This window comes from Comamonas sp. C11 (genome assembly GCF_024496285.1).
In the GTDB taxonomy this organism is placed as follows: Bacteria; Pseudomonadota; Gammaproteobacteria; order Burkholderiales; family Burkholderiaceae_C; genus Comamonas; species Comamonas testosteroni_F.
Genome location: NZ_CP101743.1, coordinates 4,659,999 through 4,681,595, shown reverse-complemented (window position 1 = coordinate 4,681,595; position 21,597 = coordinate 4,659,999). Strand labels below are relative to the sequence as shown.

Genomic DNA, 21,597 nt, shown 5'->3' with positions numbered 1-21,597 from the left:
AACCGCCATGTCACGCTCTGTTTACCGCCTTCCCGCCGACGACCGCACCAATGGATGGAGCGCGCTGCTGGGAACTCGTCAGCCGAAGGCGCCGCTGCAGGGCGATGTGGCGGTGGACTGGGTCATTGTGGGCGCCGGCTATGCAGGGCTGGCGGCAGCACGCCAGCTGGCGCAACAGCAACCTGATGCTTCCATCGCCGTGGTGGATGCGGGCGTGGTGGGGGAGAACGCCTCGGGCCGCAACTCGGGCTTCGCGATCGATCTGCCGCACAGCTCGGCGCCATCGGACGCCGCGGTGGAGGCGGGCCGCCGCGTGATCCGCGTCAACCGCTTTGCCGTGGATGCCTTGGAGCGGGCGGTGGCTGAGCACAGCATCTCCTGTGGCTGGCAAAAGCGCGGCCGCTACCACGTGGCGGTGACGGAGGAGGTGGCGCAGAAGTCGCTCAAGCCTTATGCACGCAATCTGGATGCCTGGCAGGAGTCCCATGAATATCTGGACCGTGATGCGCTGCGCCAGCGCATAGGCTCCGATTACTACGCGGCAGCCGTCTACACGCCGGGCACGCGCCTCATGAATCCTGCGGCGCTGGTGCGTGGTCTGGCCGACAGCCTGCCGTCCCAGGTGCAGCTGTTCGAGAACTCGCCGGTCATCGAGGCGAAGCTCGAAGGCGAGGCTCCCTTTGTCCGCACGGCCCAGGGCAGCATCCGTGCGCGCAAGGCCATTCTGGCAGTCAATGCTTTCTCGCAGTCATTCGGCGTCTACCAGGAGCGCCAGGTACCGATTCTGCTGTTCGCCAGCCTCACTCACCCGCTCAGCGATGCCCAGATCGCCCAGCTGGGAACGGATGCAGCCTGGGGTGTGACACCCGCGCATGGCGTGGCGGGTTCCACGGTACGTCTGACGCACGACCGGCGGCTGATGATCCGCCAGGGGTTCGAGTATTCACCCAGCTTGCGCACCACTGACGGGCGCCGCGCCAAGGCCAGGGCCATGAATCAGGCGCTGCTGCGCCGCCGCTTTCCACAACTCGGGGCCATCGAGCTTGAGCATTTCTGGATGGGCTGGCTGGCGGTTTCGCACAACCACGCGCCCGCCTTTGGCCGGATTGGCGACAACGCCTGGGCAGCGTCCTGCTGCAACGGCTCGGGCATCGTGCGCCACACCGCTGCCGGCATGCTCATCGCCGACCTGGCGCTGGGCCGCAAGAACCCGCTGATCGACGACTTCCTCATCGAGGGCACTGCCAACTACATCCCGCCGCGCCCGCTGCGCGACGTCGGCGTGGGACTCACGCTGGCATGGGATATGTGGCGTGGCCGGGCCGAGCAGTAAGCGCTTTTCGGATCCGCATAGGTAGATATAGATAACAGGAGACAAACCATGCATACCCCTTCTTCCAACGGGCATCTGGAGCGCAAGCTCAAGAACCGCCATATCCAGCTGATTGCGCTGGGTGGCACCATAGGCACCGGGCTGTTTCTGGGATCGGCCGGCATCATCGAGCTGGCCGGCCCTGGCGTGTTGCTGGGCTATGCCATCGGCGGCCTGCTGATCTTCTTCATCATGCGTTTCCTGGGCGAGATGCTGGTCGAGGAGCCCTCTGCCGGTTCGTTCAGCTATTTCGCCAACCGCTACGTGGGGCGCTTTGCCGGTTTCCTGTCGGGCTGGAACTGCGTGGCCCTCTATGTGCTGGTGGGCATGCTGGAGCTGACCGCGGTGGGCAAGTTCATCCAGTTCTGGTGGCCCGATATCCCGGTCTGGGTGACGGCAGCCGTTTGCTTTGTGCTTATCAACGGCGTGAACTTCATCAACGTCAAGGCCTATGGCGAGTTTGAGTTCTGGTTCGCGCTGATCAAGATCGTGGCCGTGGTGGCGATGATCGCCACCGGCATCTACCTGCTGTCCACCACGCACAATCCCACGCAGACGATCAGCAATCTGTGGACGCAAGGCGGTTTCCTGCCGAACGGCTTCAAGGGGCTGTTCATGGCCTTTGCCTTCATCATGTTCGCCTTCGGCGGCGTGGAAATGCTGGGCTTTGCCGCTGCAGAAACCGAAGAGCCGCGCAAGGTCATTCCCAAGGCGATCAACCAGCTCATGGTGCGCGTGCTGCTGTTCTATGTGGGCTCGATGGCCGTGCTGCTGTCGCTGACGCCCTGGACTGACCTGGTGGCCCAGCTCAAGGCCGGTGGCGGCACCTACAGCAGCAGTCCCTTTGTGCTGGTGTTCTCGGGTATGGGCGAGCACCTGGCTGCGCATATGCTGAATTTCGTGATCCTCACCGCTACGCTGTCGGTCTACAACAGCATGGTCTACAGCTCCAGCCGTCTGCTGTATGGCATGGCCCAGGAAGGCAACGCTCCCAAGTCGCTGGGTGAAGTCAACAAACGCGGTGTGCCCGTGAAGGCCATCGTCTACCCCGGCATCGTCACTGCCTTCTGCGTGGTGCTGAACTATGTGGCGCCTGCCGGCGTGATCGAGCTGCTGATCTCGTTGATCACGGCGGCGTTGGTGATCATCTGGACCATCATCATCATTTCGCACCTGAACTATCGCAAGCTGCATGATGCCAAGGGCACGCCGCGCAGCTTCAAGGCGCCGCTGTTCCCGCTGACCAACTACATCTGTCTGGCAGCCATGGTGCTGGTGGTGGTCGTGATGCTGCTCACGCCCGGAGTACGTGCCTCCGCCTATGCCATTCCGGTGTGGGTGCTGGCGGTCTATGCCATGTACCGCATGGTTTTTCGCCAGCCCGTTCGGCTGGTGCAGACTGCGGTTTGATTGAAAGAGGACTTACGCAAACAAGGATGCGCCAGGACTGTTTTTTTGAGGAAAAGCGCTTGCCTGAACCTGATTTGCGTAAGTCGTGTGAATGAGGACTTGCGCAGACCTTTGCGCCAGCCTGTTGTAACCCCTGAACCATGAGAGCCCTTCGATGAACTCCACTGCAACCTTTTATCCCGCGCCCGGCGGCATGCCCTTCTCTTCCGCAGTCCGCGCAGGCGGCTTTCTGATGCTGTCGGGGCAGATCCCCTTCGGCGAGGACAAGCGCCCGCTTACCGGCCCCATCGAAGAGCAGACTCATGCCGTGCTCAAGGCTATCGCGGCGCGGCTGGAGGCCGTGGGCAGCTCGCTGGACGACGTGGTGAAGGCCAATATCTGGCTCAGCGACCTGGCTCATTTCGATGCCTTCAACAAGGTCTACGCCAGCTATTTCAAGGAAGGCAGTTATCCCGTGCGCAGCCTGGTGCAGGCCCAGCTGGTTTTCGGCGTTGGCGTTGAGATCGAAGTCCAGGCACTGGATAAAACCGCCTGATCGCGCCATCATCAATTTCATTTTTTTGCAGGAAACCTCGTCATGACCGATTTGTTCGAAAACCCCATGGGCCTGTGCGGCTTTGAGTTCGTCGAGTTCGCCTCGCCTGCCGACGGCGTGCTGGAGCCGTTGTTCGAGAAGCTGGGCTTCACGCTGGTGGCCAAGCATCGCTCCAAGGACGTGGTGCTGTATCGCCAGGGTGGCATCAATTTCATCATCAACCGCGAGCCCAAGAGCCAGGCGGCCTATTTCACGGCCGAGCACGGTCCCAGTGCCTGTGGCCTGGCCTTCCGTGTCAAGGATGCGCACAAGGCCTACAAGCGCGCGCTGGAGCTGGGCGCGCAGCCCGTGGACATTCCCACCGGCCCCATGGAGCTGCGCCTGCCCGCCATCAAGGGCATCGGTGGTGCGCCGCTGTACCTGATCGACCGCTACGAAGACGGCAAGTCCATCTACGACATCGACTTCGAGTTTCTACCCGGTGTGGACCGCAATCCCAAGGGCCACGGCTTCCAGGTCGTCGATCACCTCACGCACAACGTCTACCGCGGCCGCATGGCCTACTGGGCCGACTTCTACAACAAGCTGTTCAACTTCCAGGAGATCCGCTACTTCGACATCCAGGGCGAGTACACGGGCCTGACCTCCAAGGCCATGACTGCGCCTGATGGCCTGATCCGCATTCCTCTGAATGAAGAAGCCAAGCAGGGCGGTGGCCAGATCGAGGAATTCCTGATGAAGTTCAACGGCGAGGGCATACAGCACATTGCGCTGTTGTGCGAAGACCTGCCCACGGCCATCGACAGCCTGCAGATGGCCGGCATTCCGCTGCTGACCGCTCCCAACGACATCTATTACGAGAACCTCGCCAAGCGCCTGCCCGGCCACGGCCAGGCCGTGGGCGAGCTGCAGTCGCGTGGCATCTTGCTGGATGGCACCACCGAAGGCGGCCAGCCACGCCTGCTGTTGCAGATTTTCTCCGAGCCGCTGTTGGGCCCCGTGTTCTTCGAGTTCATCGAGCGCAAGGGCAACTACCGCGAAGGCTTCGGCGAGGGCAATTTCAAGGCGCTGTTCGAGTCCATGGAACGCGACCAGATCAACCGCGGCGTGCTCGACACCGCCAAGGAGTGAGCACCATGAAGATCGACCGCTTCCATCACGTGGCCTACCGCTGCAGGGACGCCAAGGAAACCGTGCTCTGGTACAACCAGATGCTGAAGATGGACTTCGTGCTGGCCATTGCCGAGGACCAGGTGCCATCGACCAAGGCGCCCGACCCATATATGCACATCTTCATGGATGCGGGCAACGGCAATGTGCTGGCCTTTTTCGAGCTGCCCACCCAGCCGCCCATGGGCCGCGACCCGAACACGCCGGCCTGGGTGCAACACATCGCCTTCCGTGTGAAGGATCGAGCCGAGCTGCTGGAGTTCAAGGCTCACCTGGAGGCCAATGGTGTCGATGTGCTGGGCGTGACGGACCATGGTGCATTCCACTCCATCTACTTCTTCGACCCCAATGGCCACCGCGTCGAACTGGCCTGCCCCGACCCGGACGAGGAAGCCATGATCAAGAGGCTTGATGCCGTGAAATGGGACATGCTCGAAGACTGGAGCAAGACCAAGCGTGCGCCCAAGCATGCGGCTTTCCTGCACGAGAGGGAGTTCCGGCAATGAGCGCGGTCCTGAATGAAACCTTGAACCCCCAGCTCCAGAGCTGGGTGGTCTCGGCCAACGCTGCGGGTTGCGACTTCCCCATCCAGAACCTGCCCTTCGGCCGTTTCCGCACGCCGGGCGCCAGCGGCTGGCGTATCGGCGTCGCCATCGGCAACCAGGTGCTGGATCTGCGCACCGCCGGCCTGATCGACCATGCGGACATGCACCGCTTGATGCAGGCCACGCGGCAAGAGCGCCAGGCCCTGCGCCAGGCGCTTTCCGAAGGCTTGCGCGCGGGCAGCACCAAGCAGTCGGCATGGGAGCCAGCGCTGCTGCCCCAGTCTGCCGTGGAGCTGGGCCTGCCTTGCGAGGTGGGTGACTACACCGACTTCTACGTCGGCATCCACCACGCATCCGAAATCGGCCGCCAGTTCCGCCCTGACAACCCGCTGCTGCCCAATTACAAATGGGTGCCCATCGGCTACCACGGCCGAGCCTCCACGCTGCAGGCCAGCGGCTCGTCCTTCCATCGTCCAATGGGGCAGTCCAAGGCGCCCGACGCGGCTCAGCCCGTGCTGGCACCCTGTGCGCGGCTGGACATCGAGCTGGAGCTGGGCATCTTCATCGGCCAGCCCAACGCCCAGGGCGTGCCCGTGTCCATGAGGGAGGCCGAGCAGCATGTCTTTGGCATCACGCTGTTCAACGACTGGAGCGCACGCGACATCCAGGCCTGGGAATACCAGCCGCTGGGTCCTTTCCTGTCCAAGAACTTCGCCAGCACGGTCTCGCCCTGGATGGTGACGATGGAGGCACTGGAGCCGTTCCGCCAGCCGTTCAGCCGCCCCGAAGGCGACCCCGATCCGCTGCCATACCTGGACTCTGCCGACAACCGCACGCGCGGTGCCATCGCCATCCAGATGGAAGTGGTGCTGCAGACGGCGCGCATGGCCATAGAGGGACATGCGGGTGACGTGATCAGCCGCTCCAACTTCGCCGAGGCCGCGTACTGGACCGTGGCGCAGCTCGTGGCCCACCACACCGTCAACGGCTGCGCACTGCGCGCGGGTGACCTGTTGGGGTCGGGCACGCTGTCGGGGCCGACCCTGGCGCAGAGCGGCTCCCTGCTGGAGTTGACCACGGGCGGCAAGAACCGCATCACGCTGTCGAACGGCGAAACGCGGGGCTTTCTGGAAGACGGCGATACCGTCGTGCTGCGCGCCTACTGCGAAGGTGCAGGCGCGCGCCGCATCGGCTTCGGCGAATGCCGGGGCACGGTGCTGCCAGCCCGAACGGAAGGCTGAGCTTGCAAATCACGACTTGCGTAAACGAGGCCCAAGCAAGCGCTTTGCCTCAGGGAAACCATCTTGGAGCACCCTTGTTTGTGCAAGCCCATATGCATTTATGGACCTGGAGCCTTGCACATGCAGCAGCCAGATCTGCTTGGATGTGCGTCTTCATGGCCTGGTGTTTCCCGGACGCCAAGGTGCAGGGGGTCTGCGGCCGTCATGAGCTGGAGGCGGGGGTGTCGTAGCCCGAGCGCTTCAGCGGCTTGCTCAAAGCGGGTTGTAACGCGCGTGCCTGGGGTTGAGCCAGCGCAGTTCCTGCTTGCCCAGGCCTTGGAGATGCTCCCGCGCCTGTTGGACAAGAGGCCTTTTCAGATCCTTGGGCTGCAGCGGGCGTGACTTGCCAGCTTCTTCCAGTCGCAGCACGCTGGCTTGCTCGCAGGTATCGCTATAGCTGCGCACCACCAGGCTCAGGCCGCCCAGCGTAAAGCGGTAGATGTCGTACTCGTAGTAGTACTCGTAAAAGCCTTCGGCATCAGCTTCGCTGGCGTCGATATGGTGGCTGCACTCCACCCGCATGATGTCTGTGTTCATGCCTCAGGTGCAATCGGTATGCAGCCGGTGCGTGCCGCACTCCATACAGCGAAACAGATAGCCACCCACGGGATCACCGGTCTTGCTGATGGCCTGCAGATAACGCTCGGGCATGTCGGCGATATCACCTTGCAGCTCGGCCTGCAGGGTCTGGATTTCGGCGTAGTCGGTATAGCCGAGAAAGGCACAGGGCTGGTTGCAATGCACCAGCCATTGCTCCTGCTGCCAGCTGTGATAGCTGGGCGTGCGTTCGCAGACTTCCAGCAGCAGCACACGATCCATGACGATGCTGTCAGGTTCGTCGGGCTCGGCGCTCACGCCTTCAATGCCCAGGTAGTCGTTGAATTCGCCCTCATAGCGCTTGGCCGCGCTGCCGTCGGCAATGCACCAGGGGCAGAGATAGTCCGGCTCTTCGCGGCTGTAAAAAGAGCTGTTGTACTTGAGCTCACGCGCCTGGCCGCAACAGGAGCAGATACCGCTTTCGGCCACAAACAGATCCAGCGCATAGGCATTGGGGCTGAGACGAAATTTCGGCAAATCCATGGAATGCTCCTTTTAGCGTGGACTTTTCTTTGCGATGGTATGCAGCAGGTTCTGGCAGGCGTCCTCGATCAGATCGAGCACATGCTCAAAGCCTCGGTCGCCGCCATAGTAGGGGTCGGGCACTTCGGGCTCGTCAAAGCGCTGGCAGTAATCGGTCAGCCGCTTCATGCGCTGCTGCTGGGCGGGCGTGGCAAGGCGGCGCGCCGCCACCTCATTGGCGCTGTCCATCACCAGCACCAGATCGAAAGCGTCGAAATCCTGCTTTGTCAGCTGCCGCGCACGCTGCCCGCTGAGGTCATAGCCCCGGCGGCGTGCATGCTGCTGGCTGCGGGCATCGGGGGCCTCGCCAACGTGATAGCCGTGCGTGCCGGCCGAGTCGACCTGAACCAGATCCTGCAGGCCCGCATCGGCCACCATTTTTTCCAGCACGCCATGGGCAGTGGGGCTGCGGCAGATGTTGCCGGTGCAGACCATCAGGACGCGAACGGGTCTGGCGGCAGTCATGGCTGATCTGTCGCAGCGGCTTGTACTTCGGCCATCCTGGCTTCCAGTGTACGGATCTGGGTCTTGAGCTGGCGCATGCTGCTTTGCATGGTCACGCCCAGCAGGCGACGCATGCCTTCGAAGAACAGCACCATGAAGAGCACCACGGGCAGCACGCCCCAGCGCAGCCAGGGCGATGCCTGGTTGATCCAGGCCACGGCGCAGACCACCACGGCCATGGCGACGGCGAGATAGTTCCACTTCCTTGAGCTCTGCATCTTGCTTTCGTACTTCTGCGCGGTGGCTTCGAGCTGCTGTTCGGTGACTCTGAGCTTGGCAATGGAAGCCTGAATCTCTTCAAGGCTGGCTGGCTTGTCTGACGGCATAGGGCAGGTGGTTGTTAAGAGAGGAGGCCGGTGTTACACCGGCCTGAATCTATTTTGATAGCTGAGAGCGCTTGATGGACAAGTGATGCGGCGATGTTTGGTTAGAAGTGGTGTGTGCCGCTCAATGCATCGAACTCGTCGCTCCACTGCCGGCGCAGGCTGCGCTTTTCGCTCTCGTCTACCCAGGCCGCATCGATGCCGTTGAGCATGAAGTCCCTGAGGTCGGCCTTCGAAAAACCAAAGTCGCTGACCATCTTGGTCCAGGCCCCTGTGGGGTCCACATGGTGCAGCGTGGGGTCGTCGGTGTTGGGGTGGATGCGAATGCCCATGGAAGGCATCTGGCGGATCGGGTGGTCCAGCGCCCAGCGCTCGGGTGCCAGCGTGCGCAGATAGTAGGAGTTGGTTGGCACCACGGTGAACACAATGCCCAGATCAGCGCAGCGCTTGGCCAGTTCGGGGTTGTCTATGACCGTGTAGCCATGGTCGACGCGGTCCACCTTGAGCGTCTCAATGGATGTTTGCAGGTTGTTCCAGGGCAGGCCGAATTCGCTGGCATGGGCCGTGGTCTTGAGGCCGTTGCGACGCGCCAGTGCATAGGCCTCGGCGAACAGCTCGGGCGGGCGCTCGTTTTCGCGGTAGTCGATGCCGATGCCGGGTACATCGTCATGGCGGTTTTCCAGCATCCATTGCACCATCTGTACAGCGGCCTCGGCCGGGGCTTCGCGGTCGATCGACGGCACCAGGCGGCCGCGTATGCCGCAATCCTTTTGCGCAGCTGCGGCACCGGCCAGGATGGCTTGCTGGGCGGCGGCATAGCTCATGCCAGAGCATTGCACCGTGCCCGTGGGGTTCCAGAAGAATTCGGCATAGCGCACATGGTGGGCGGCGGCATCCTGCAGATATTCATAGGTAATGCGCTCCAGATCGGCCGGCGTCTGCAACAGCCACTCGTCGAGAGCACGCAGCACGCGCAGCACGCCCACGGGCTTCTCGCCGCGCGTGTAGAAGGCCTCGATCTCTTCGGCAGTCAGCGGCGCCTTGGCGCGCTGCACCAGTTCGATGAAGGTGTTTTTTCTGACCGTGCCCAGCAGGTGGCAGTGCAACTCCATCTTGGGGATGGCGTGGGCAAAGGCGGTCAGTTCAGGTGTGGGGGCGGTAGGCGCGGCATTCATGCCGCAGATGGTAGTGGCTTGTGATCAGCCTTGCCGTAGGCAGTTTTACGTTAGGGTGCAAGGAGCAGCCGCGGCACGGACGCCGCCAGCATGGCGATGCCCGAGCAGGTCAGCAGGCTCAGCACGATCTGGCGAAAGCGGGCATCGCTGACGCCTTTGTAGACGCGGGTTCCGAAGATCACAGGCACCAGCACTGCGGGCAGCACCACGGCAAACGATTGCCACATGGCTGGCTTGACCAGGCCGGTGGCCAGATAGCTGGCCATGGTGACGGCCAGCACCGAGAGGTTGAAATTCTGGATCACCGTGCGCTGCACATGGCGCTCAAAGCCGCGCAGCGTGCACCACAGTGTGGGCACGGTACCGCTGAAGCCGCCCAGCCCGCCCATGGCGCCACCGATCAGGCCCGCAAGCACATCGCTCAGGCGGGCCATCAGGCCACCGCCCAGCGTCAGCCGGGGCAGGTGGGCGCTGAGCAGAATGGTGGGGCACCACAGCACCAGCAGACAGCCCAGGCCGAACTTGAACCAGTCCATATTGAGATGCGGCATCACGGCCACGCCCATGGGAATGCCGGCCAGACCGCCGGCGATAAACGGCAGCAGCGACTTCCAGTGAAATTCGCGGCGCACGGTGAAGGCCGCAATGATCTGTCCCGTCAGCGAGCCAAATACCGAGAGTACGGCTGCCAGTTGCGGCTCCAGCACCCAGGCCCAGAACGACATGGCCACCATGCCGAAGGCAAAGCCCGACAGTCCCTGCACAAAGCCTGCCACTGCAGCCCCCAGGGCCACCACCAAGATCACTTCCACGCTCTGGTCTCCGTCTGAAGGCATCGATTATCGTCCCGCTCAAGCAGGGCATTGCCATGCAGTTCTGGCATGGCGCCAGGCCGCTGCGCTATCGTGTAGACCATGCAAGCATCATCTGTCTGGATTCTGGGACTGCGCAATCTCTGGCGCGATCTGCGCGCTGGCGAGCTGCGCCTGATCATCGTGGCCGTGCTGCTGGCCGTGGCGGCACTGAGCTCGGTGGGCTTTTTTGCCGACCGCCTGCAAGCCGGCCTGCAGCGCGACGCCCGTCAGCTGCTGGGCGGCGATGTGGTGGTGGTCAGCGACAATCCTGCCCCCGCGGTTTTTGTGCAGCAGGCACAGCAGCAGGGGCTGCAGACCGTGGCCACGGCCAGCTTTCCGACCATGGCGCGCTCCAGCCAGGAGCAGGGCGGAGCCAGCCGGCTGGTGGCGCTCAAAAGCGTGGACCCCGGCTACCCGTTGCGCGGCATGCTGCACCTGAATCAGGGACCGGGCCAGCCAGACCTGGAAGTGCGGGCGATTCCTGAACGCGGCCATGCCTGGGTCGATGCGCCGCTGCTGGAGGCGCTGGGCCTGAAGCTCGGCGACCGGCTGCTGCTGGGCGATGCGAGCTTTCATATCTCGCACATCATTGCCATCGAACCCGATCGCGGCGCGGGCTTCATGAGCTTTGCCCCGCGCGTAATGATCAACAGCGCCGACCTGCCCGCAACGCGCCTGGTGCAGCCGGCCAGCCGCATCACCTACCGGCTGGCCGTGGCGGCGCAGGCAGACGCCGGGCGCGGCGCGCAGGACTATCTGGACTGGGCGCAGGAACTGGCCAAGAGCCTGCACGGCGTGCGTGTGGAATCGCTGGAAAGCGGCCGCCCGGAGATGCGCCAGACCCTTGACAGGGCCGAGAAGTTCCTGAGTCTGGTGGCGCTGCTCTCGGCGCTGCTCTCGGCCGTGGCCGTGGCACTGGCCGCGCGTGCCTTTGCCAACAGCCATCTCGATGCGTCGGCCATGCTGCGCGTGCTCGGCCAGAGTCAGCGCCGGATCGCTCTGGCCTATGTGGTGGAGTTCGTGAGCATTGCCCTGGCCGCCAGCGCGGCCGGCGTGCTGCTGGGCTGGGCCGTGCACCATGTGTTTGTCTGGCTGCTGGCCGGACTGGTCGAGTCTGCTCTGCCTGCGGCGAGCCTGTGGCCCGCATTGTTCGGCATGGGCATGGGGCTGACCCTGCTGCTGGCTTTTGGCCTGCCGCCCGTGCTGCAGCTGGCTCAGGTGCCGCCGCTGCGCGTGATGCGGCGCGATCTGGGGGCGCTCAAGCCAGCATCTTGGCTGGTGCTGGGTGTGGGCGTTACGGGTTTTGCGGCCTTGCTGATGGTGGCCAGCCGCGACATCAAGCTGGGCCTGATTGCAGTGGGCGGCTTTGCCGTAGCCGTGCTCTTGTTCGCGGGCCTGGCCTGGCTGGCCGTCAAGCTGCTGCGACAGGTGGTCAATGAGAGCACGGCGCCGCGCTGGCTCGTCATGGCCACGCGCCAGGTATCGGCCAAACCCGTGTATGCCGTGGTACAGGTCAGCTCGCTGGCCGTGGGGCTGCTGGCCCTGGTGCTGCTGGTGCTGCTGCGTACCGATCTGATTGCCAGCTGGCGCAAGGCCACGCCGGCGAATGCGCCGGATCGCTTTGTCATCAATGTCCAGCCCGATCAGGCGCAGGACTTTCAGGCCGCGCTGAAGAAGGCCGGCGTGCACAGCTATGACTGGTATCCCATGATTCGCGGCCGGCTGATCGCCGTCAACGGCAAGGCCGTCAGCCCCGATGACTATGAGGAGGACCGTGCCAAGCGCCTGGTGGACCGGGAGTTCAATATCTCCACTGCCGAAACCATGCCCGATCACAACCAGATCGTGGGAGGCCGCTGGCAGGCGGGCGAGCAGGGCGCGATCAGCATGGAAGAAGGCATTGCCAAGACCCTGGATCTGAAGCTGGGCGACACGCTGCGCTTCGATATCGGCGGCGAGGAGAGCGAAGCCCGTATCACCAGTCTGCGCAAGGTGGACTGGAGTTCCATGCGCGCCAACTTCTTTGTGATCTATCCCGTGCAACATCTGGACAACGTGGCCGTGACCTACCTGGCGGCCTATCGCGCGCCCGACGTCAAGGGCTTTGACAATGCGCTGGTCAATGAGTTTCCGAACATCACCAATGTCGACCTGAGCAGCACGCTGGCCCAGGTGCAGCAGGTGATGGACCAGGTCATACGCGCCGTGGAGTTTCTGTTCGGCTTCACGCTGGTGGCGGGTCTGGTCGTGCTGTTTGCTTCCGTCACCGGCACCCGTGAGGAAAGAGCGCGCGAGTACGCCATCATGCGCGCCGTGGGCGCCAGATCGGGCCTGCTGCAGCAGGTGCAAAGCGCCGAGCTCGCCGGAGTGGGCCTGATGGCCGGCTTTCTGGCCAGCTGCGTGGCCCTGGCCGTGGGCTGGGCGTTGGCGCGCTGGGTGTTCGATTTCGAATGGAATGTGCTCTGGTGGGTACCTCTGGCGGGCGCGCTGGTGGGCGCATTGCTGGCCTGGCTGGCCGGTTGGTGGGCGTTGCGCGAGGTGGTCAGCCGCCCCGTGATGATCACGCTGCGCCAGGCGGCGGAATAAGAACGTGCCTACGATCTCCTCGCGCCGCGACAGAGGCTTTGCGGGATGGGATGGAAGGGGGCGGCCCCCCGCGCGCGATACCGCAGCAATAGCCGTGCTATTGCGAGGATTCGCGCGGCCGGCGAGGCAACGCCGCAGACTGCCCCTGACCGGGCGTCCCTGACCGGGCGTCCCTGACCGGGCGTCCGCAAAGACACTGTCCCGGAGGGTTGGAGCGAAATCGGGCGATTTCTGCGCGCTGACTCTTGCTTGCACACCGGTGCAAGCGGCGAGCCATCGCTTCGAACTCATCCCGATTGCGCACCAACGCGGCTGCGTAGAGATCGTAAGCACGTTCTAAGGCTAGCCCTTGAACAGCCGCTCGCTCGCAAAGTCCACAAAGGCCCGGACCTTGGGCGAGAGCTGGCGGCTGGAGGGCCAGAGTGCCGAGAACTGCCCGCTATGCGTGAGCTGCTCGGCCAGCACTTGCCTGAGTTCGCCGCGCGCCAGTGCGTCGCGGGCCAGGAAGTCGGGCATATAGGCCAGGCCCAGGCCTGAGACGGCTGCGCCCAGCATGGCTTCCATGTTGTTGCAGACCAGGGAGATGGGCATGGCCGGCAGCCCGGGCAGCGTCCACTCCTCGAGCTTGCCGCTGTTCAGAAAGCGATAGCGCAGGCTGGAGTGTCGGGCAAGGTCGGCCGGCGTCAGCGGCAGACCGCGTTCGGCCAGATAGGCCGGCGAGGCCGCGAGAATGAAGCGAAACGGTCCGAGTCGGCGCGCCACCAGCCGCGAATCGGCCAGCTCGCCGCTACGGATGACCACATCGAGGCCGGCTTCGACGACATCGACCAGATGGTCGTTGAAGTCCAGATCCAGCTCGACTTCGGGATAGCGGGCCTGGAATTCGGGCAGCACGGGCAGCAGAAAACGGTAGCCGATGGTGGGCAGGCTCACACGCAGCCGGCCGCGTGGCGCTTGGGCGGCGGCCTGCATGGCCGCGCGTGCATCATGCAGCTCGTCGAGAATGCGCCGGCAGCGTTCGTGAAACAGAGTGCCTTCCTGCGTCAGGCGCACCTGGCGTGTGGTGCGATGGAACAGGCGCAGGCCCAGTTGCTGCTCCAGGCGCGCCACGTTCTTGCCCACGGCCGAGGCCGAGATGCCAAGCGCGCGGCCTGCCTCGGCAAAGCTCAGAAGATCGGCGGCACGTACAAAGGACTCAAGTCCGCTGAAGCTGTCCATGGTGATTGGCAACCTTGGGTTGGGATTGTTGGGAGTTTTACCGCTATTTTCGTTTGATTGGAGCGCTTTTATCGTTCATGTCTGATTGATTCACGAAGCCAGTCCTCCATGTCCTGCTCCACTTCTCCATCCTGCCCACAGGCGGATCTTCCGGTTTGCGCTCGCCGTGCATCGCCTGCCTGGGTGCTGCTATCAGTCTGCCTGGCTGCTCTGGCCATGCCGCTGAGCTTTACCGGGCCGGCCGTGGCGCTTCCGGCGCTGCGCGAGGCGCTGGGCGGCAGCCCTCTGGCGCTGAACTGGGTCACCAATGCCTTCATGCTGAGCTTCGGCGCCACACTGATGGCGGCAGGAGCCTTGGCCGATGTCTACGGGCGGCGGCGCGTGTTTCTTGCGGGGCTGGCCGTCGTGGTGGGCAGCGTGCTGCTGCAGGTCTGCCTGCAAGGCAGGGAGGCCATCATCGGCTTCAATCTGCTGCGGGCGCTGCAGGGACTGGGCGCGGCCGCTGCACTGGCGGCAGGCACGGCCGGCCTGGCCCAGGCCTACGATGGTGCCTGGCGTACCCGGGCCTTCAGTTTCGTGGGAACCTCCTTTGGTGTGGGACTCGCCTTCGGACCCTTGCTGTCGGGTTGGTTGCTGCAGAGCTGGGGCTGGCGCAGCGTGATGCTCAGCGCGGCTGCAGCAGCATTCGCGGCGCTGCTGCTGGGTCTGCGCCATATGCCGGAATCGCGCAATCCGCAGGCACAGCGGCTGGACCTGCCGGGCGCGCTGTCGTTCACGCTGGCGCTGGCTCTGTTGACCTGGGGCATGCTGCAAGTCCCGGAAACGGGCTGGTCGCATGGCCGCACATGGCTGCCCCTGGCGGCTGCCCTGCTGGCGGCAGCGGCCTTTGTACTGATCGAGCGCCGCAGCGCCCACCCCATGCTGGACCTGTCGCTGTTCCGTTATCCGCGCTTTGTCGGCGTGCAACTGCTGGCCACAGCACCTGCCTATGCCTTCGTGGTGCTGTTGGTGTTGCTGCCGCTTCGCTTCATCGGCGTGGAAGGTCTGGCGCCGCTCGCGGCCGGGCAGCGCATGTTCGTGCTGTCGCTGCCCATGCTGTTCGTACCACTGCTGGCGGGCTGGCTCTCGCGCTGGCTGTCGGCTGCCTTGCTCTGTGGGGCGGGGCTGCTGGTCTGTGCCATGGGCTTGCTGTGGCTGGGCCGCTGCGTCCCCGGCTCGGACCTGACGCAGATGGCCGCGCCGCTGCTGCTGATCGGTCTGGGCATAGGCCTGCCCTGGGGGCTGATGGACGGGCTGGCCGTGACGGTGGTTCCGCGCGAGCGTGCCGGCATGGCCACGGGCATCTTCAGCACCGTGCGTGTGGCAGGCGAAGGCATTGCCCTGGCCGTGGTCGGGGCGGTGCTGGCAGCGCTGCTGGCGCGGGAGCTGACGGCCATCTGGCCGTCCATGCAGCATGGCTCGGCCGTGGCCCAGATGCTGGTCACCGGCAATATGCAGGCAGCACTGGGGCTGATGCAAGGCGCATCAGCCGCAGAGCTGCTCAAGGCCTATGGCCTGGCCTTTTCCAGCTTGCTCGATGTGTTGGCCGGCGTGACGGTGCTGACGGCCATTGGGGTTTTCGCATTCCTGCGCTCGGGTACGGACATGCCGCATGTCCGACAATCGGGACTGACTCGCAAAGCCGCTACACATGCAGATTGAAGAAAAGCCCCCGTTTGAGACCCCCTACGAATGGATAGGTGGCGAAGACAAAGTCCAGCAGCTGGTCGCCCGTTTCTATGACCTCATGGATCTGGAGCCTGGCTACAAGGAGCTGCGCGCCGCCCATGGCAGCACGCTTGATGACGCGCGCCAGAAGCTGTTCTGGTTTCTCTGCGGCTGGCTGGGCGGCCCCGACTATTACCAGGATCGTTTCGGTCATCCGCGTCTGCGCATGCGCCATATGCCGTTTTCCATTGGCATCCAGGAGCGCGACCAGTGGGTGGCCTGCATGGATCAGGCCATGGGCGAGACCGAAGTACCCGAGGCCTTGCGCACGCGTCTCAAGGCCAGCTTCATGAACACGGCGGACTGGATGCGCAATCGCGGCGCCTGAGTTCTTGCCCTTGGCTTCAAAGCGTCAAATTTCCTTCATGACGCTGTAAAAAGCCCTGTAGACACTGCCTGTTTTTCAACAAGCAGGGTCAACCATGCAGGATTTCGATTTGCCTGGCGCAAAGCTGCGCTCGGGCGGTTTCTTCTCGGCATTGCAGCAACGCCGCCATGTGCTGACGGCAGTGGGCTGTGCAGCATTGCTGGCTGCCTGCGGCGGCAGCGACGACAGCAGCACAACGCCTGTCAGCGCGCAGCCTGCCACGGCGACGCTGGCCGTTCTGGAGACCACGGATCTGCACTTCAATGTGCGCAGCTATGACTATTTCAAGCTGGCCGAAGACAAGACCTATGGCTTCGAGCGCACGGCCACGCTGATCCGTGCAGCGCGCAAGGAATTTGCCAACACGCTGCTGGTGGACAACGGCGACACCATCCAGGGCACGGCCCTGGCCGACTACGAGGCCGAGGTAAAGCCCATACCCTGCACGCAGCAGCTGTCCATGTACAAGGCCATGAGTGCGCTGAGCTTTGACGCGGGCACGCTGGGCAATCACGAATTCAACTACGGCTTGCCCTTTCTCAACCAGGTGCTGGGCGGAGGCCTGGATGTGGACGGCGTGGATGCCAGCCAGAAATGCGCGGGCAACGGCTATCCGGCCGTACTGGCCAATGTCTACAGCAGCAAGACCAAGAAGCCGCTGGTTCAGCCCTATGCCGTGTTGGAGCGGACCATGGTGGCCAAGGGCAGCGATGGCAAGGAAGTCAGGCTGCCCATCAAGATCGGCGTGATCGGCTTCACCACGCCGGGCATCATGAACTGGGACAAGCGCTATCTCGAAGGCAAGGTCTACACCGAGGGCGCGGTGGAAGCTGCCGGCAAATACGTGCCAGAGTTGCGCGCCAAGGGCGCCGATGTGGTGGTGGCGCTGCTGCATGGCGGTCTGGACGGCTCGGCCTATTCGGCCACCATGGAGAACCCCGGCCTGTATCTGTCCAAGGTGGCGGGCATAGATGCCATGGTCATGGGCCATCAGCACAGCGTGTTCCCAGATCTGTCGGCCAAGCCGGCCTACAGCCAGAGCGGTGTGGACAACCAGGCTGGCACCATCAACGGCGTGCCTGCGGTCATGGCCAGCTCCTGGGGCAAGGCTCTGGGCGTGATCCAGTTGCCGCTGCAATGGGACGGCAAGAAGTGGAGTGTGGCCAAGACCGGCAGCAAGAGCGAGCTGCGCAACATCCAGAACAAGGATGCCGCAGGTGCCGCGGTGTTTGCGGATGCCGACCCGGCCGTGGCGCCGCTGATCGAGACACAGCACCAGGCGGCCATCAGCTATGTGAAGACGCCCATCGGCAGCACCGACTTCCGCATGAGCACGCTGTTTGCCGATGTGGGCGACCCCGGTGCGATCCAGATCGTCAACCAGGCACAGCAGGCCTATGTGGCCAGCTACATCAAGGCCAATCTGCCCCAGTACGCCAGCCTGCCCGTGCTGTCGGTGAGTGCGCCGTTCAAGTCCGGCTTCCAGGGCGGCAAGGACTTCACCGATGTGGCTGCCGGCTCGCTCGCCATCAACAACGCGGCTGACCTGTATCTCTACCCCAACACCGTGTACGCGGTGAAGGTCAACGGCGCCGACATCAAGAGCTGGCTGGAAGCTGCAGCCAAGCGCTTCAACCAGATCGATGTGAACAAGACGAGCGAGCAGCCCTTGATCAGCAGCTTCCCGGGCTACAACTTCGACATGTTCACCACTGCCGACGTGCAGTACGAGATCGATGTGACCCAGCCGCTGGGCAGCCGCATCAGGAACCTGAGCTATCTGGGCAAGCCCATGGATACGGCGCAGGAGTTTGTGATCGCCACCAACAACTACCGTGCCACCAGCGGTGCCAGCTTCATCCCCAAGCTCGACGGCTCGTCGGCCATCTGGGCATCGCCCGATGCGAACCGCGATGTGGTGATCGAGTATGTGCGCAAGAACCCGCAGATCACCAGGGCGGCCAATGGCGCAGCCAAGAGCTGGCGCTTTGCCAAGGTGACGACGGCCGGTCCGGTGGTGTTCAGCTCCGGAGCCAATGCCTTGAGCGTGGCCCAGGCCGCAGGCCTGTCGGGAGTGTCTGTTCTCGCGGCCGATGACGGCTCAGGCAAGGGCATGAGCAAATATCAGCTCGATCTGTCCAAGTAGGCGGCGTTGCCGCAATTGCTGCCGCCGTGGCTCCAGAGGCCACGGCGGCTTTTTTCTGGGACTGGCTATGATGCGAGGAAATTTTCAGGGAGAGGGTATGACGGCATATATCGCGCTGGCAGTGGTTGTGGTGATCGTGATCTGGGCAATTGCCCTCTACAACCGCTTGCGCACGCACAAGAACCAGGTGGAGAACGCGTTTGCGCAGATCGATGTGCAGCTCAAGCGCCGTCATGACCTGATACCCAATCTGGTGGAAGTCGCCCGTGGCTACATGCAGCACGAAGCCCAGACGCTGGAGGCCGTGATTCGCGCGCGAGGCGAGGCCGTCAGCGCGGCCGACAAGGCCCGTCGGTCGCCGGGCAAGGCGCAGGCCATGGGGGCACTGATGGCTGCGGAGCAGGTGCTGGGAGGTCAGGTAGGCCGTCTGATGGCGCTGGCCGAGGCCTATCCCACGCTCAAGGCCGATGCCCGCATGCAGCAGCTCAGCGAAGAGATCACCAGCACCGAGAACCGTATCGGTTTTGCGCGTCAGTCCTATAACGACGAGGTACTGGAATTCAACAACCAGGCCGGACAGTTCCCTGATCTGATCGTGGCGCGGTTGGTGGGTTTTGTGCATATGGACATGCTGGCTTCGACCCAGAGCGAGCAGGAACGCGCCGTCCCTCAGGTCAGGTTCTGAGCGCATGCGTTTCTGGGAGCGACAGCGCGAAGCCAGGCGCAGCACGCGCTGGTTGCTGCTGGTGTTCGGCCTGTGCGTGCTGGCCGTGGTGGCATCGGTGCACTTGGGCCTGATGCTGGCCTGGTGGCTGGGCACTCTGGTATTCGGCGGCTGGGACTACCCCACGGGCTTTGCGACGGTGAATATCGGCGTGACCTTGCTGCTGGTGCTGGGCGGCTGCTGGATAGAGCTGGACCAGCTGCGCCATGGCGGTCGCAAACTGGCCCAGCGCGTAGGAGCGCGCGAGGCCAGACCCGGCAGCTCGCTGGCCGAGCAGCAACTGTGCAATATCGTCCATGAAATGTGCATTGCGGCACACTGGCCTGCGCCCCAGGTCGCGGTGCTGGCGCGAGCCGAGGCCATCAATGCCTTTGCGGCGGGCTGGGATGCGCAGGACGCCGTCATTGCCGTGACCCAGGGGGCGCTGGACCAGCTCAGCCGCGAGGAAATGCAAGGCCTGGTAGCGCATGAGCTGTCCCATCTGCGTGAGGGCGACACGCGGCTGAACATGCAGCTGGCCGGCATGGTCTACGGACTGGAGCTGATTCACAACTTCGGCCAGACCCTGCGCGAGCGCGACAGCATCCTTGCGCAATGGTTCGGCGTCTTCATCCAGGCTGCGGGCTTTGTCGGCTGGCTCGGCGGCCAGTTGCTCAAGGCTGCCGTATCGCGCCAGCGCGAGTATCTGGCAGATGCCCGTGCCGTGCAGTGGACGCGCAGCAAGGACGGCCTGGGCGGTGTGCTGCGCAAGGTGCTCACGCAGCGTGAGCTGGCCGAGCAGCAGTACGGCAGCTGGCAGCAGGACACGCGCAGCCACCAGGGGCTGGACAAGCGCATCGTGCAGCACATGCTGCTGGCCGAAACACCCCATGCCAGCCGGCTCGAACACTGGCTGGAGTCCCACCCCACGGTGCCCGAACGCATACGTCGCATCTACGGCCGCGACATGCGACCGCTGCCCTTGCCGCTCAACACCGTGCCGCAGGGAAGATAAGCTGTTTCAGGTCTGAAACCCAATGCACATAGGTGCAGGTGGCTATCAGATTGGATGCTGAAACTGTTAGAACAGCTTGCGCTTGCCCGGCTGCAGCAGCACCACCAGCGCGCCCGCGCCTCCGTCGGCCGGGCGGGCCTGGACAAAGGCCAGCACCTCTTTCTTCTGCACCAGCCAGCGCTGCACCTTGCCCTTGAGCACGGGGGTGCGGCCCGGCGAGCCCAGGCCCTTGCCGTGCACGATGCGCACGCAGCGCACGCCCGTGCGGTGCGACAGCCGGATGAACTGGCCCAGCGCCTCGCGGGCTTCGTCCGAGCGCAGGCCGTGCAGGTCCAGCTGGCGCTGAATGCTCCAGTGGCCGCCACGCAGCTTGCGCGTCACGTCCAGACCGATGCCGGGGCGGCGAAAGCTCAGCTGATCGTCCACGTCCAGCAGGGTGCTGACATCGAACTCGTCGCTCATGGCTTCGCGCAGCACATTCTGTTCGTCCAGCACCATCTGCAGCGGCAGCGGCGAGGGCGCCGGCTCCAGAAAGCTGACTTCGTTGCGCGAGCGCAGCGGCGTGACCTTGCCGACGCTGAGCGCAAACAGATTGCGTTCACGCTCGCGCGCTGCACGCGCTTCGGCCTGCGCGAGGGCCAGGGCTTCGGCCTGTTCGCGCAGCTGCTTGAGATGGCGGGAGATGCCGGCCAGATCCTGCAGCGAGCGGTGTGCGTGGCTCATAGCAGACCCTCCTCGGCCATGGAGCAGGCAGCGCCCGGCCCGACGATGATGTGGTCGAGCACGCGTACATCGATCAAGGCCAGGGCGGCCTTGAGCGTGGTGGTCAGAGAGCTGTCGGCACTGCTGGGCTGCACGTTGCCGCTGGGGTGATTGTGCGCGAGGATCACCGCGCCGGCCTGATGGTGCAGGGCGCGCAGCACGACTTCACGAGGGTAGACGGAAGTTTGCGTCAAGGTACCGCGAAACATTTCTTCAAGAGCCAGCAAGCGGTTCTGGCTGTCCAGAAACAGCACGGCAAACACCTCGTGAGGCCTGGCCGCCAGATGCAGCTGCAGATAGTGCTTGACGGCTTCGGGGGAGGAAAAGACTTCCCGCTCGCGCAGCTGCTGTGCCGTGGCTCGCCGGGCCAGCTCCAGCACGGCCATCAGCTCGGCGCGCTTGGCAGGCCCCAGGCCTTTGACGGCGGTCAAAGCCTGGTAGTCGGCGGCCAGCAGTCCGGCCAGACCGCCTGCTCCCTGGCGATCACCGGGCAGCTCCAGCAGCTCCTGTGCCATCTGCAGCACCGTCTTGCCGGCCATGCCGGTGCGCAGAATGACCGCCAGCAGCTCGGCATCCGAGAGCGCAGCCGCGCCCCGCTGCGCGAGCTTTTCGCGCGGCTGGGCATCCAGGGGCAGGTCTTTGATGGGCATGGGTGTCAGTGCTCGCTTGCACAAGGCGGGGAAGGGGCGGGCCGGCCATCTCAACGCAGAGGCGAAGAGGTTATAGGCTCGCTCTTACAATGCAGC

The 21,597-nt window shown here is 64.0% G+C and carries 21 protein-coding genes; 12 read left to right on the top strand and 9 right to left on the bottom strand.

The window, feature by feature from the left end:
• Positions 1-7: 7 nt before the first annotated feature.
• The 6 genes from NOX35_RS21550 to fahA all read left to right on the top strand — a co-directional run bounded on the left by NOX35_RS21550 (position 8) and on the right by fahA (position 6,273).
• Complete coding sequence (locus NOX35_RS21550) at positions 8-1,333, top strand: FAD-binding oxidoreductase (RefSeq protein ID WP_182284265.1); 1,326 nt, start codon at positions 8-10, stop codon at positions 1,331-1,333.
• Positions 1,334-1,381: 48 nt separating this feature from the next.
• Positions 1,382-2,782 (top strand): amino acid permease, encoded by a 1,401-nt coding sequence (locus NOX35_RS21545; protein WP_182284263.1) that lies wholly within the window; start codon positions 1,382-1,384, stop codon positions 2,780-2,782.
• A 154-nt stretch (positions 2,783-2,936) separates the two neighbouring features.
• On the top strand, positions 2,937-3,317 hold the full coding sequence (locus NOX35_RS21540) for a RidA family protein (RefSeq protein WP_182284261.1): 381 nt from the start codon (positions 2,937-2,939) through the stop codon (positions 3,315-3,317).
• 42 nt (positions 3,318-3,359) lie between these two features.
• Positions 3,360-4,448 (top strand): 4-hydroxyphenylpyruvate dioxygenase, encoded by a 1,089-nt coding sequence (gene hppD / locus NOX35_RS21535; RefSeq protein ID WP_003072755.1) that lies wholly within the window; start codon positions 3,360-3,362, stop codon positions 4,446-4,448.
• A 5-nt stretch (positions 4,449-4,453) separates the two neighbouring features.
• The gene (locus tag NOX35_RS21530) at positions 4,454-4,993 is read left to right on the top strand and encodes a VOC family protein (RefSeq protein WP_256494673.1); all 540 of its coding nucleotides are present in this window, start codon (positions 4,454-4,456) and stop codon (positions 4,991-4,993) included.
• Positions 4,990-6,273 carry a fumarylacetoacetase gene (gene fahA, locus NOX35_RS21525; protein ID WP_256494671.1) on the top strand — a complete coding sequence of 428 codons (1,284 nt, stop codon included), beginning with the start codon at positions 4,990-4,992 and terminating at the stop codon, positions 6,271-6,273. The genes NOX35_RS21530 and fahA overlap by 4 nt, the downstream gene beginning before the upstream one ends.
• Before the next feature lie 252 nt (positions 6,274-6,525).
• Here the strand turns inward: fahA and NOX35_RS21520 are convergent, their stop codons facing one another.
• The 6 genes from NOX35_RS21520 to NOX35_RS21495 form a co-directional block, all read right to left on the bottom strand.
• A complete protein-coding gene (locus NOX35_RS21520) occupies positions 6,526-6,849 on the bottom strand; it encodes a hypothetical protein (protein ID WP_256494669.1) in 324 nt (107 codons plus the stop codon).
• 3 nt (positions 6,850-6,852) lie between these two features.
• Positions 6,853-7,392, bottom strand: coding sequence for a CbrC family protein (locus NOX35_RS21515; RefSeq protein WP_256494668.1), 540 nt, complete (start codon positions 7,390-7,392; stop codon positions 6,853-6,855).
• Positions 7,393-7,404: 12 nt separating this feature from the next.
• Positions 7,405-7,896, bottom strand: coding sequence for a low molecular weight protein-tyrosine-phosphatase (locus tag NOX35_RS21510; RefSeq protein WP_182284255.1), 492 nt, complete (start codon positions 7,894-7,896; stop codon positions 7,405-7,407).
• Positions 7,893-8,261 carry a hypothetical protein gene (locus NOX35_RS21505; protein ID WP_256494667.1) on the bottom strand — a complete coding sequence of 123 codons (369 nt, stop codon included), beginning with the start codon at positions 8,259-8,261 and terminating at the stop codon, positions 7,893-7,895. Before NOX35_RS21505 ends, NOX35_RS21510 begins: the two co-directional genes overlap by 4 nt.
• A gap of 101 nt (positions 8,262-8,362) precedes the next feature.
• A complete protein-coding gene (locus NOX35_RS21500; protein WP_256494666.1) occupies positions 8,363-9,433 on the bottom strand; it encodes an adenosine deaminase in 1,071 nt (356 codons plus the stop codon).
• Positions 9,434-9,483: 50 nt separating this feature from the next.
• Positions 9,484-10,269 carry a sulfite exporter TauE/SafE family protein gene (locus tag NOX35_RS21495; protein ID WP_256494665.1) on the bottom strand — a complete coding sequence of 262 codons (786 nt, stop codon included), beginning with the start codon at positions 10,267-10,269 and terminating at the stop codon, positions 9,484-9,486.
• Positions 10,270-10,347: 78 nt separating this feature from the next.
• Between NOX35_RS21495 and NOX35_RS21490 the strand changes: the two genes are divergently transcribed.
• Positions 10,348-12,873: an ABC transporter permease gene (locus NOX35_RS21490; protein ID WP_256494664.1), complete on the top strand. Its 2,526-nt coding sequence runs from the start codon at positions 10,348-10,350 to the stop codon at positions 12,871-12,873.
• Between the two features lie 342 nt (positions 12,874-13,215).
• On the opposite strand, the gene NOX35_RS21485 is transcribed toward NOX35_RS21490, so the two are convergent.
• Positions 13,216-14,091, bottom strand: a complete 876-nt coding sequence (locus NOX35_RS21485; RefSeq protein ID WP_182284245.1) for a LysR family transcriptional regulator — start codon at positions 14,089-14,091, stop codon at positions 13,216-13,218.
• 216 nt (positions 14,092-14,307) lie between these two features.
• Here NOX35_RS21485 and NOX35_RS21480 point away from each other — a divergent pair, with 216 nt between their 5' ends.
• From NOX35_RS21480 to NOX35_RS21460, 5 genes are all read left to right on the top strand, one after another.
• On the top strand, positions 14,308-15,792 hold the full coding sequence (locus tag NOX35_RS21480) for an MFS transporter (RefSeq protein WP_256496955.1): 1,485 nt from the start codon (positions 14,308-14,310) through the stop codon (positions 15,790-15,792).
• Positions 15,782-16,186, top strand: coding sequence for a group II truncated hemoglobin (locus NOX35_RS21475; protein ID WP_182284243.1), 405 nt, complete (start codon positions 15,782-15,784; stop codon positions 16,184-16,186). The genes NOX35_RS21480 and NOX35_RS21475 overlap by 11 nt, the downstream gene beginning before the upstream one ends.
• Before the next feature lie 94 nt (positions 16,187-16,280).
• Positions 16,281-18,371, top strand: a complete 2,091-nt coding sequence (locus tag NOX35_RS21470) for a bifunctional 2',3'-cyclic-nucleotide 2'-phosphodiesterase/3'-nucleotidase (RefSeq protein WP_256494663.1) — start codon at positions 16,281-16,283, stop codon at positions 18,369-18,371.
• Positions 18,372-18,468: 97 nt separating this feature from the next.
• Positions 18,469-19,056 (top strand): LemA family protein, encoded by a 588-nt coding sequence (locus tag NOX35_RS21465; RefSeq protein WP_182284239.1) that lies wholly within the window; start codon positions 18,469-18,471, stop codon positions 19,054-19,056.
• Between the two features lie 4 nt (positions 19,057-19,060).
• The gene (locus NOX35_RS21460) at positions 19,061-20,089 is read left to right on the top strand and encodes a M48 family metalloprotease (RefSeq protein ID WP_182284237.1); all 1,029 of its coding nucleotides are present in this window, start codon (positions 19,061-19,063) and stop codon (positions 20,087-20,089) included.
• Between the two features lie 66 nt (positions 20,090-20,155).
• Here the strand turns inward: NOX35_RS21460 and NOX35_RS21455 are convergent, their stop codons facing one another.
• Together NOX35_RS21455 and radC are read right to left on the bottom strand one after the other, a co-directional pair.
• On the bottom strand, positions 20,156-20,812 hold the full coding sequence (locus NOX35_RS21455) for a Smr/MutS family protein (protein WP_182284235.1): 657 nt from the start codon (positions 20,810-20,812) through the stop codon (positions 20,156-20,158).
• Positions 20,809-21,501 (bottom strand): DNA repair protein RadC, encoded by a 693-nt coding sequence (gene radC, locus NOX35_RS21450; RefSeq protein ID WP_182284233.1) that lies wholly within the window; start codon positions 21,499-21,501, stop codon positions 20,809-20,811. Before radC ends, NOX35_RS21455 begins: the two co-directional genes overlap by 4 nt.
• Between the last annotated feature and the right edge of the window lie 96 nt (positions 21,502-21,597).